We start from the raw sequence: 12,452 nt of genomic DNA, 5'->3' as shown, positions 1-12,452 counted from the left end.
CGCACTGCCCGCACCGCCCGCACCGGAGGGGGAGCCGTGCCCCGAGTGACCCCGCCCCGCAGCATCGTGGAGACCGCGCGCCGGCACGCCGCTCTGACCCCCGACCGGCCGGCGTACGCGTTCCTGCCCGACGGTGAGGAAGAGAGCGTCCGCTTCGGGTTCGCCGGCATCGACGCCCGGGCCCGGGCCGTGGCGGCCGTGCTCCAGGACCGTGGCCTCACCGGGGAGCGCGTCCTCATCGCCTACCCCTCCGGGCCCGCCTACGTCCAGGGCTTCCTCGGCTGCCTGTACGCGGGCGCCGTCGCCGTGCCCTGCGACGAACCGCGGCCCGGGCCGGGCGCCGAGCGGCTCGCCGCGATCCGCGCCGACGCGCGCCCGGCCCTCGCCCTCGCCGCACCGGCCCCCGGCACCGACGGCCCGCTGGGCGGCCTGCCCACCCTCGACGTCACCGGCATCCCCGACTCCGCCGCCGCCCACTGGACCGACCCCGCCCCGGCCGCCCGCGACCTGGCCTTCCTCCAGTACACCTCCGGGTCCACCCGGCAGCCGCGCGGCGTCATGGTCGACCACGGCAACCTCCTCGCCAACGAGCGCTCCATCGAGGCCGCCTGCGGCCACGACCGCGACTCGACGTTCGTGGGCTGGCTCCCGCTCTTCCACGACATGGGCCTCGTCGCCAACCTCCTCCAGCCCCTCCACCTGGGCTCCCTGTCGGTCCTCATGCCGCCCATGGCTTTCCTCCAGCGGCCCGGCCGCTGGCTGCGCGCCGTCTCCCGGTACCGGGCGCACACCAGCGGCGGCCCCGACTTCGCCTACGACCTGTGCGTCCGGCGTGTCACGGCGGCGGAACGCGAGGAACTCGACCTCGCGCACTGGCTCGTCGCCTACAACGGCGCCGAACCCGTCCGCGCCGACACCATGCGCCGCTTCGCCGAGAGCTTCGCCCCCCACGGCTTCGACCCCGCCGCGCACTTCCCCAGCTACGGGCTGGCCGAGGCGACGCTGCTCGTCGCGGCCGGGCCCAAGAAGCGGCCGCCGCGCGTCCTCGCCGCCGACCGCGCCGCCCTGCGCCGGGGCCGGGTGCGCCCCGCCACCGGTGACGACGCCGCCACGGCCCTGGTGGGCCACGGCACCGCCGGGGTGGACACCGAGGTCCTCGTCGTCGACCCCGACACCCGGCGGCCCCTGCCGGACGGCCACGTCGGCGAGCTCTGGGTACGCGGCGGGGGAGTGGCCCGCGGCTACTGGGGCCGGCCCGAGGAGTCCCGGCCCGTGCTGGCCGCCCACCTCAACGGCCCCGGAAACGGCCCCGGAGACGGCCCCTTCCTGCGTACCGGCGACCTCGGCGCCCGGCACGACGGCGAGCTGTTCCTCACCGGCCGCCTCAAGGACCTGATCGTCGTCCGCGGCCAGAACCACTCCCCGCACGACCTCGAACGCACCGCGGAGGAGGCCCACCCCGCCCTGCGCGTCACCTGCTGCGCCGCCTTCTCCGTGGAAGACGACGGCGAGGAACGCCTCGTCCTGTGCTGCGAACTGAACTCCTACCGGCCCGCCCCCGACCTGCCCGCGATCGCCGAGACCGTCCGCGCGGCCCTCGCCCGCCGGCACGGCATCGCCCTGCACACCCTGGTCGTCCTGCGCCGCGGCGGCATCGCCAAGACCACCAGCGGCAAAGTGCGCCGCCAGTACTGCCGCACCGCCTACCTGGACGGCACCCTGCGCGTCCACGGCCAGGTCCGCCCCACCGCCACCGAAGACGGCCCCGAACTGCCCCGGACCACCGACCCGGTGCGGCTCGCGACCGCCCTGCGCGACCTCGCCGCCGCCCGGGCCGGCCGGGACACCCCCCTGCCGGACCTCGGCGAACCCGTCGCGGCCCTCGGCCTGGACTCCCTCGCCGCCCTCCACGTCCACCACCGGGTGCAGGCCGTCTACGGGGTGACCCTGCCCGCGACGGCCCTCCTCGGCGACGCGACCTTCCTGCACCTGGCCGAACTCACCCTCGCCGCCCGGGCGACCCCCCAACCCGCCCGCCCGCGCGAGCCGGCACCGGAGGCCGCCGGCTGGCTGCCCGTGACCCAGGGGCAGCGCGCCCTGTGGTTCGAGCAGTCCCTCGACCCCGGCGCCGCCGCCTACCACCTCGTCCGGGCCATGGCCGTCCACGGGCCCCTCGACGAGGCGGCGTTCACCGACGCGGTCGCCCGCACGGTCCGGCGTCACCCCGCCCTGCGCACCCGCTTCGCCCTCCACGACGGCGAACCGGTCTGCCGGACCGAGCGGGACGGCCCCCGGCTGAGCGTGCGGGACGCCTCCGACCTGCCGGAGGAGGAGTTCCGCGAGCTGCTCGCGGAGACGGGCGACCGCCCCTTCGACCTGCTCACCGGCGGCCCGCCCGTCCGCCTGACCCTCTTCCGCCGGAGCGGCGGCCACGTCCTGCTCCTGGCCGCCCACCACCTCGTCGCCGACTTCTGGTCCCTCGTGGTGCTGCTGCGCGACCTCGCCGTCACCCTCTCCGGCGCTGCCGCCGAGGAGGCACCGGCGGGCCTGACCCACGCCGACCTCCTCGCCGCCGAACAGCGGCGCACCGGCCCGTCCGACGACCGCGACCTGGCGCACTGGAAGCGGGCACTGCACCGGGCGCCCGCCGCGCTGGACCTGCCCGCCGACCTCCCCCGGCCCGCCGTCCGCGGCTTCGCCGGGGCCACCCACCGCTTCCACCTGCCGCCCCGGCTCGCCCAGCGGCTCACCGCCCTGGCACGGGAGCGGCACTGCACCCTGTTCACCACCCTCCTCGCCGGCTACCAAGCGCTGCTCCACCGCGTCACCGGCCGGCCCGACCTGGTCGTGGGCTCGCTGCTCGCCGGGCGCCAGGACGCCCGCTCGGCCCGCACCGTCGGCTACTTGGTGAACCCCCTGCCGCTGCGCTCCACCACCGACCCCGGCGAGCCCTTCACCGCACTGCTGCGGCGCACCCGGCAGGGACTGCTGGCGGCGGTGGAGCACGGCGGGTACCCCTTCGGGCGCCTGGTGTCCCACCTCGCGCCGGACCGCACCCCCGACCGGGCGCCCCTGGTGCAGAGCCTCTTCGTGCTCCAGCGGGAGTACGGCGAGGAAGCCGACGGCTTCCGGGCCCTCGCCCTGGGCACCGCGGGCCGGCTCCGTCTCCCCGGCCTCGACCTGGAGCCGCTGGAGGTGCCGCGCCGCTGGTCGCAGCTGGACCTCTCGCTGAGCATGGCCGAGACCGACGGCGGCCTCACCGGGGTCTGGGAATACCGCACGGACCTCTTCACCGCGACCACCGTTGCCGCACTGACCAGCGCCTTCACCGAAATCCTGCGCACCCTGGCCGAGGCCCCGGACACCCCCGTCGACGCCCTGGACCTGACAGGCGGCCGGGCCGGGCGGCCGGCCGCCGGGCCGGACGTGCCCCGCCCCGCCACCTCCCTGCACCACCTCGTCTCCGCCGCCGCCCACCGCCATCCCGGGCGCGTGGCCGTCACCGCGCCCACCGAGGACGGCACCGCCCGGCACCTCAGCCACGCCGGTCTGCACCGGGCGGCCACCACCCTCGCGGCCCGGCTGCGCCGCCTCGGTGTCCGCGCCGAGGACCCCGTCGCCGTCCTCACGGGCCGCGGCCTGCACCTGCCCGTCGCCTACCTCGGCGTCCTGCACGCCGGGGCGACCGTCCTGCCCCTGGACCCGCAGGACCCGCCGGGCCGCAACGCCCGGGCGGTGGCCGCCGCCGGGGCCCGCCTCGTCCTCACCGACGCGCCGTCCGCCGGCCTCGCCGCGGGCCTCGGCGCCCCGGTGCTGACCGTCGAGGACGGCACGCGCGGCACGGAGCGGCTCTCGGCGGACGTCCACCCCGAGCAGGCCGCGTACCTGCTGTACACCTCCGGGTCGACGGGCACCCGCAAGGGCGTCCTCGTGCCCCACCGCGCCCTCGTCAACCGCGTGCTGTGGATGCAGGAGGAGTACGGGCTCCTGCCCGGCGAACGGGTCCTGCACAAGACCCCCGTGACCTTCGACGTCTCGCTGTGGGAGCTGTTCTGGCCGCTGACCGCGGGCGGCACCCTGGTGCAGGCGCCCCCCGGCGCCCACCGCGACCCCGAGCGGCTCCTGCGGGTCCTCGCCCGCGAGGACGTCTCCACCGTGCACTTCGTGCCGTCCGTCCTCACCCCCTTCCTCGCGGAGGCAGCGCAGGCCGCCGCCCGGGGCACCCGGCCCGCCGCCCTGCGCCGCCTGGTGTGCAGCGGCGAAGCGCTCCCGGCCCGGGCGGCCGACGAGGCGGCCCGGCTGCTCGGCGCCCGGGTGCACAACCTCTACGGGCCCACCGAGGCCGCCGTCGACGTCACCGCCTGGCCCTGCCGCCCGGGCGACCCGGGGCCCGTCCCCATCGGCAGGCCCATCGCCAACACCGCCGTCGAGGTGCTCGACGGACACCGGCGCCCGCTGCCCGCGCCGCTGCCCGGCGAGCTGTACCTCAGCGGCGCCTGCCTGGCCCGCGGCTACCACCGCGCCCCCGCCGCGACCGCCGAGCGGTTCGAGCCGGCGCCCGGCGGCGGGCGCCGCTACCGCACCGGCGACCTGGTCCGCCACCGGGCCGACGGGGCGCTGGTCTTCCTGCGCCGCACCGACGACCAGGTCAAGATCGGCGGCATCAGGGTCGAGCCCGCCGAGGTCACCGAGGCCCTGCGCGCCCTGCCCGGGGTCGCCGACGCCGCCGTCGTCGCCCGCGACGGCCGCCTGGCCGCCTACGTGGTCCCCGGGCAACGGCCCTGGGCCCCGGCGGACGTGCGGGACGCGCTGCGCGAGCGGCTGCCCGGCCCGCTGGTCCCCGCCAGCGTCACCGTCCTGGACCGGCTGCCGCTGACCTCCTCCGGCAAGCTCGACCACCGCGCCCTGCCCGCACCCGAACCCCCCGCGGCCACCCCCGGCGCGCCGCCCGCCACCCGCACCGAGCGCCTCCTGGCCGGCGTGTGGGAAGAGCGCCTCCACCGCGCCCCGATCGGCGCCGACCAGGACTTCTTCTCCCTCGGCGGCGACTCCGTCCAGGCCATCGGCGTCGTCGCCGCCTGCCGCGCCGCCGGACTCCCGGTCACCGTCACCGACCTGCTGCGCCTGCCGACCGTGCGCGCGCTCGCCCGCCACCTGGACGGCCCCGGAGCGCGGGGCGCCACGGCGGCCGACGACCCGGCGGGCGAGCCCTTCTCCCTGTGCCCCCGGGCGGCGGGCCTGCCCGGCGTGGAGGACGCCTACCCGGTGTCGATGGCCCAGCGGGCCGTGCTCTTCCACCGCGACCACCACCCCGGTTACGAGGTCTACGTCACCGGCGTCGCCGTGTCCCTCCCGCTGGACCGCCCGGCGCTGGGCGCGGCCGTGCGCCGGGCCTTCGAACGGCACCCCTACCTGCGGTCGTCCTTCGACCTCGTCTCCCACGCCGAGCCGGTCCAGCTGGTGCGGTCCACCGTGCCCGTCCCCCTGCGGTTCGAGGACCTGCCGGACCCCGAGGGCTTCGACGCGTGGCTGCACACCGAACGCACCCGCCCCTTCGACCTCACCACCGGCCCCCTGGCCCGCTTCACCGCGCACGACGGGGGCGGCACGTTCCGGCTGACGCTCAGCAGCTTCGCCCTCGACGGCTGGTGCGTGGCGATCGTCCTCACCGAAGTCCTGCGCGACTACTGGGCGCTCCTGCGCGGCACCACCCCGGCCGCTCGACCGGCCGTCACCTCCTACCGCGCGTTCGTCGCCCTGGAGCGGGCCGCGCGGCAGGACCCGGCCCACCGCGCGTTCTGGGCGGCCGAACTGGCCGGCGCCCGGCCGCACCCCCTGCCGCGCCGCCCCGTTCCCGCGCCCGGCCCCGGCGGCCGCCGCCCGCACCGCCACGTCGTGCCGGTCGAGGACACCGTCAGGGAACGGCTCGCCACCCTGGCCGCCGAACTGGGCGTCGGGCTCAAGCACGTCCTCCTCGGCGTGCACCTGCGCGTCGTGCGGGCTCTGGCCGGGGACGCCGACGTCATCACCGCCGTGGAGACCAACGGCAGGCCCGAACGGCACGACGGCGACCGGATGGTCGGGGTGTTCAACAACATCCTCCCGCTGCGCCGGCGCGTCGACGGCGGGACCTGGGCGGACCTCGCCCGCGCGGCCCACGCCGCCGACACCCGGATCTGGGAGTACCGCCGCTACCCGCTCGCCCAGGCCCAGCGCGACCTCGGCGCCGCCCGGCTCTTCGACACCCTGTTCGTGTACACGCACTTCCACCTCTACCGCGACCTCGCCGCCCTGGACGGCATGCGCGTCTTCGACCTGCGCGCCCCCGACCAGACGTACGTCCCGCTCACCGCGCACTTCAACCTCGACGCCACGGACGGCGGCGGGCTGCGGCTGCTCCTGGAGTCCGACCCCGGGGAATTCCCCGACACCCAGGTCGAGGAGTTCGGCGCCCACTACCTGCGCGCCCTGCGGGCCGCCGCCGGTGCCCCCCACCGGGCCTACCGCGACACCCCGCTGACGGGCCCCCCGCCGGCCCCCGCCGCCCCCGGCGAGGACACCTCGGTCCACGCCCTGTTCGCCGCCCGCGCCCGGCAGACCCCGGACCGCATCGCCCTCAGCGACGACGAAGGGCGCAGCACCGGCTACGGGGCACTGGCCCGGCGGGCCGCCCGCCTGGCCGGCACCCTGCGCGCCGCGGGGGCGGGCCCCGACACCGTGGTCGGCCTGTGGGCCCCCCGCCGCACCGACACCGTCGTGGCGCTCCTGGCGATCCTCCACGCGGGCGCCGCCTACCTCCCGCTCGACCCCGCGCACCCGCCGGCCCGGCACCGGCGGGCCCTCGCCGAGGCCGGGGCGCGGCTGCTCGTCCTGCCCGCCGGCGCCGACACCCCGCTCCGGGCCGCCGGTCTGCCGGTCGTCGCCCCCGACGACCTCGGCGACCCGCTGCCCCCCGCCCCCGTCCACCCCGACAACCTGGCCTGCGCCATGGCCACCTCGGGCTCCACCGGCACCCCCAAGGTCATCGGGGTGCCGCACCGCGGCCTCGTCAACTACCTGCGCTGGGCGGTCGGCCGGTACGGCATCGACGCGAGCACCGAAGCGCCCGTGCACTCCTCCCCGGCGTTCGACCTGACCGTCACCGCCCTGCTCGCACCCCTGGTCGCCGGTGGCCGCGCCCACCTCATCGGCTCCGACGACCCCACCGCACTCGGCGACGCCCTGGCCGGCGGCCGCTGCACCCTCCTGAAGATCACCCCGGCCCACCTCGCCGCCGTCGGCCACCAGGTGGCCCCGGTGAGGAGCCTGCGCACCGTCGTGGCGGGCGGCGAACCCCTGCGCCCCGGGCACGTCCGCGCCGCCCGGCAGCTCGCCCCCCACGCGGCCCTGGTCAACGAGTACGGGCCCACCGAGACCGTCGTCGGCTGCTGCGCCCGCACCGTCGACGAGAGCGCGGAGGCGGGGACCGCCGGGGTGGGCGAGGCGATCACGGGGCTGACCGCGTGCGTCGTCGACGACGGGGCCGCCGCACCGGCCGGAGTGCTCGGCGAGCTGTACATCGGCGGGACCGGCGTCACCCGCGGGTACCTGGGCAGGCCCGCGGCCACCGCGGCGGCCTACGGACCGGACCCGTCGGTGCCCGGCGCCCGCCGGTACCGCACCGGGGACCTGGCCCGGCGGCTGCCGGACGGCGGCGGGCTGCTCCTGGCCGGCCGCGCCGACCGGCAGGTGAAGATCCGCGGGTACCGCACGGAACCGGGGGAGACCGAAGAGGCCCTCACCGCCCACCGTGGGGTGCGCGAGGCGGTGGTGACGGCCCGTGCGGCGGCAGGCGGCGGACGCCGGCTCGTGGCGTACTGGGTCCCGGCCGACCCGGCCCGGCCCCCCGCCCCCGAGGAGCTGACCGCGTGGCTCACGGACCGGCTGCCCCCGTACGCCGTCCCCGCCGAGCTGGTGGCGCTGCCCGCCCTGCCCACCACCGCCCACGGCAAGGTCGACCACGCCCGGCTGCCCGCCCCGCCCTCCGCCGATCCGCGCGGCCGGCGCCTGGCACGGCTGCTGGACCGCGTCGAGCAACTCTCCGACGCCGAGGCCCTCTCGGCGCTACGGCAGGACCGCTTCGCACCGGGAGGTGACGATGTCCGAGCATGACGAGCGGATCGGCAGGCTGTCCGAGGCGCAGCGTGCCGTGCTGGCGCGCTGGGTCACGGACCTCGACGACCTGCGCACGGACGGCACGGACGACTGGGAGGCGGACGACGGCCCCGGCACTGCCGCGGTCGCCTACCGGCCACCGGGCACCGCGGCCGAACGGGCCCTCGCCGACATCTGGCAGGAGGTCCTGGAGACCGACCGGATCGGCGCGGACGACGACTACTTCGCGGCGGGCGGCGACTCCATCCACGCCATCGTGATCGTGGCCAAGGCCCGGCACGCGGGCTTCGCCGTCTCCGCCCAGGACCTCTTCGAAGGGCGCACCCTCGCCGCGGTGGCCGAACGGGCCGTCCCCCTCGCCGCCACCGGACCCGCCGCCGAATCCGCCGTCGAGCCCGCCGTCGAGCCCGCTCCCGCCACCGCGGAGTACGGGCTGGCCCCGATGCAGGAGGGCATGCTCTACCACTCCCTCGGCGGCAGCACCCCCGGCGCCTACGTGGTGCAGGTCTGCTGCCGCCTCACCGGGGAACTGGACGAGCGGGCCTTCCACACCGCCTGGCAGACCGTGCTCACCGCCAACCCCGCGCTGTGCGCCTCGTTCCGCTGGGACGAGGGCACTTCCCCGGCCCAGATCGTCGACCCGGCCGCCCGCGTCACCGTACGCACGGCCGACTGGCGCACCCGGACCCCGGCCGAACGGGACACCGGCTTCGCCCGGTTCCTCGACGAGGACCGGGAGCGGGGCTTCGACCTCACCCGCGCCCCGCTGATGCGACTGACGCTCTTCCGCGAGGACGCCCGCGCCTACCGCTGCGTCTGGACCCACCACCACCTCGTCCTCGACGGCTGGTCCCAGCAGCTCGTCCTGCGCGACGTCCTGGACGCCTACGCGGAGCTGCGGGCGGGCCGGCCCGCCGCCCCGCCCCGGCGCCCGCCCTTCGCCGACTTCCTGCCCCGGCTGCGGCGCCCCGTGGACGAGGAGTTCTGGCACCGCCGCCTCGCCGACGTGCCCGCCCCGACGCGCATCGCCGGCCCCGGCTGCCGCGACGGACGCGTCCAGGCCGTCCGGCGGGGCGAGCGGGAACACCGCGCGGGCGCGGCGACGGGCCGGGCGCTGGCGGAGTTCTGCCGCGGCCACGGGCTCACCCCGGCGGCCGTGCTCCACGGCGGCTGGGCGCTGCTGCTGGCCCGCCACTGCGACCAGGACGACGTGGTCTTCGGCACCACCCTCGCCGGCCGGCCCGCCGAACCGCCCGGGGCCACCGAGTGCGTCGGCCTGTTCATCAACACCCTCCCGCTGCGCGTGCGCTGCGGTGGCTCCCCGACCACCCTGGACTGGCTCCGCACCCTCCAGGGCGACCTGCTGGAGCTGCGCGACCACGCCCACGTCCCCCTGAGCCGCGTCGAACGCGGCGTCGGGGCCGCCCGCGGCGGCAGCCTCTTCGACACCATCATGGTGGTGGAGAACTTCCCCACCCGCATCACCGACGGCCACCTCGCCGGCGGTCTGCGCGTCGAACGCCCCCACGCCCTCGTCGACGAGGGCTACCCGCTCGTCGTCGAGGCCACCCCCGGCGAACGTCCCGCACTGCGCGCCCGGTTCGACCCGCACCGGCTCGACGGCGACACCGTCCACGCCCACCTGGCCACCCTGGAGGACTACCTCCAGGCGGTCGCCGGCGGCCCGGACCGCCCCCTGGCAGCCCTGCGGGCCCTCGTCGCGGACGCCCACACCCGCCGCGGCGAGGGCGCCCGCGGCCGGCGCCGGGAGAGAGACCGCACCCGGCTGTCCACGGCACGCCGCCAACCCGCGACCAACGACTGAGGGAGACACACGGTGACACTGATCGTGGTGACCGGGGCCGGCGGCTTCATCGGCTCCCACCTCGTACGGCGCCTCGTCCGCGACGGGCACCACGTCCGCGGCGTGGACCTGGAGAGGCCCCGCTACCAGCCCAGCGGCGCCCAGGAGTTCCTCATCGCCGACCTCCGCGACCCCGCACGGGCCGCCGAAGCCGTCGCCGGGGCCGACACGGTGTTCGCGCTCGCCGCCAACATGGGCGGCATCGGCTGGACGCACACCGCGCCCGCCGAGATCCTCCACGACAACCTGCTGATCTCCACCCACACCGTTCAGGCGTGCCGCGCCGCCCGGGTGCGCACCACCGTCTACACCTCCTCGGCCTGCGTCTACCCCGGCTACCTGCAACGCGAGCCCGACGCCCCGCCCCTGGCCGAGGACCGCGTCTTCCCCGCCGACCCCGACATGGAATACGGCTGGGAGAAGCTCACCACCGAGATCCTCTGCCGCACCTACCGCGCGAGCCACGGCATGGACATCAAGGTCGCCCGGCTGCACGCGATCTACGGCCCCCTCGGCACCCACGACGGCCCCCGGGCCAAATCCCTGGCCATGCTCTGCGACAAGGTCGCCCGGCTGCCCGGCACCGAAGGGGAGATCGAGGTCTGGGGCGACGGGACGCAGACCCGCTCCTACTGCTACGTCGACGACTGCGTCGAGGGCCTGATCCGCCTCTCCCGCTCGGAGGTGACCGAGCCCGTGAACCTCGGCTCCGAGGAGCGCGTCGACATCGCCGGCCTGGTCGAACGGATCGCCGCCGTCGCCGGCAAGAAGGTGCGCTGCGCCTTCGCCCCCGACCGGCCCGTCGGACCGCGCGGCCGCAGCTCCGACAACACCCGCTGCCGGCAACTCCTCGGCTGGGCACCCGACACCCCGCTCGACACCGGCCTGCAGCGCACCTACCCCTGGATAGCCCGGCAGGTCCAGGCCGCAGCAGCCGGGAGGACCGATGCCTGAGCGCGCCCCCGCCAGGGACCTGGGGCGGCTGCTCCTCGGCCACGCCGCCCGCTTCCGGGACCGCGAACTCCAGGACGTCGCCACCCGGGCCCTGCGCGCGCCCGGCGGGGAGCACGCCTGGGTGGTGTCGGTGGTCAACGCCAGCCTCCGCGCCCGGCAGGCCCTCGACCACTCCCTGCGCCTGGAACCGCGCCGGGCCCTGTCCCGGCTGCGCTTCCCCTGGTCCGCCGGGGCCCGCCCGGCCGCGGCCCCCCGGACCCTCTCCCTGCTGTGCCCGACCCGGGAACGCGTCGGCAACGTCATCCGCTTCCTCGACAGCGTCGCCCGCACCGCCGCGGCCCCCGGCCGCGTCGAGGTCCTCTTCTACGTCGACGCCGACGACCCCGACCTGGCACGGTACCGGGCCCTGTTCGACCGCGCCCGGTGGCGCTTCGGCCGGCTCGGCCGCTGCGCCCTGCACGTCGGCGACCCCGTCGGCGTGCCCCACGCGTGGAACCGCCTCGCCGAGGCCGCGACCGGCGACGTGCTGATGATGGCCAACGACGACCAGCTCTACATCGACTACGGCTGGGACGCCGCCCTCGACGCCCGGATCACCGACCTGAGCGCACTGCACCCCGACGGCGTGCTGTGCCTGTACTTCGACGACGGCCAGTACCCCGAAGGCGGCTGCGACTTCCCCGCCGTCACCCGCCCCTGGTACGACACGCTCGGCTACTTCACCCCGACGATCTTCCAGCAGTGGGAGGTCGAGAAATGGGTCTTCGACATCGCCGACCGGCTGCACCGCCTCTACCCGGTGCCCGGCGTCCTCGTCGAGCACCGGCACTACCAGGACTACAAGGCCCCCTTCGACGCCACCTACCAGCGGCACCGGATGACCCGCGAGAAGTCCTTCGCCGACCACGCCCTGTTCCTGCGCACCGAGCGGCAGCGCGAGGAGGAGACGGAGAAGCTGCGCGCCGTCATCGCCCGCGCGGCCCCGGCCCCGCCCCCCGCCCCCACCCTCCACGACCCGGCCGCCTTCTGGTTCACCGGCCTCCTGCGCGAGAGCCACGCCGAGCTGCTCGACGAACTCGAAGGCGCGCCCGAGCCGGTGGAGGGCGCCGTGCTGTTCGCCGACGGCGCCTGGACCGCCACCGCCTACGCCTCCTTCCCCCTCGCCACCGGCCTGATCGACTCCATCCCGGAGGCCACGCTCGACGACGGCGTGGCCGAACTCGTCGTCGTGCCGCCCGGCGGGACGCTCCGGCGGGCCGGCGGCACCCCCGGCGAAACGCCCGGCGGCCCCCTGCGCGTCCTGTTCGGCCTGCGGGTGCCCGACGGCGCCCGGCTCGACGTCGGGGGAGCCCCGGTGCCCTGGGGCGCCAAGGAGTGCGTGATCCACGACGCCGGGGCCCCGGCCACCCTGCGCAACGACAGCGGCGAACCCCTCGCGGTCCTGGCCTTCGGCACTCCGCACGCGACACCGGGGGCGTGA

The 12,452-nt window shown here is 77.1% G+C and carries 4 protein-coding genes; all 4 read left to right on the top strand.

What is annotated here, in order from left to right:
* Positions 1 to 36: 36 nt before the first annotated feature.
* From ABZ951_RS01415 to ABZ951_RS01400, 4 genes are read left to right on the top strand one after another with little or no spacing between them, the layout of a single operon-like run.
* Positions 37 to 8,151, top strand: coding sequence for an amino acid adenylation domain-containing protein (locus ABZ951_RS01415; RefSeq protein ID WP_361278440.1), 8,115 nt, complete (start codon positions 37 to 39; stop codon positions 8,149 to 8,151).
* The gene (locus ABZ951_RS01410; RefSeq protein WP_344096043.1) at positions 8,138 to 9,979 is read left to right on the top strand and encodes a condensation domain-containing protein; all 1,842 of its coding nucleotides are present in this window, start codon (positions 8,138 to 8,140) and stop codon (positions 9,977 to 9,979) included. Before ABZ951_RS01415 ends, ABZ951_RS01410 begins: the two co-directional genes overlap by 14 nt.
* Before the next feature lie 12 nt (positions 9,980 to 9,991).
* On the top strand, positions 9,992 to 10,972 hold the full coding sequence (locus ABZ951_RS01405; RefSeq protein WP_344096046.1) for an NAD-dependent epimerase/dehydratase family protein: 981 nt from the start codon (positions 9,992 to 9,994) through the stop codon (positions 10,970 to 10,972).
* A complete protein-coding gene (locus tag ABZ951_RS01400; protein ID WP_344096048.1) occupies positions 10,965 to 12,452 on the top strand; it encodes an aspartyl/asparaginyl beta-hydroxylase domain-containing protein in 1,488 nt (495 codons plus the stop codon). Before ABZ951_RS01405 ends, ABZ951_RS01400 begins: the two co-directional genes overlap by 8 nt.

Source organism: Streptomyces sp. NPDC046215 (genome assembly GCF_040646215.1).
Taxonomy (GTDB): domain Bacteria; phylum Actinomycetota; class Actinomycetes; order Streptomycetales; family Streptomycetaceae; genus Streptomyces; species Streptomyces stramineus.
Note: the sequence above shows the minus strand (reverse complement) of the source record. Positions and strands in the feature narration are given on the sequence as shown.

Coding starts and splice junctions, on each gene's coding strand:
- ABZ951_RS01410 (WP_344096043.1), top strand. CDS start 8,138: ATGTCCGAGCATGACGAGCGGATCGGCAGGCTGTCCGAGGCGCAGCGT.
- ABZ951_RS01400 (WP_344096048.1), top strand. CDS start 10,965: ATGCCTGAGCGCGCCCCCGCCAGGGACCTGGGGCGGCTGCTCCTCGGC.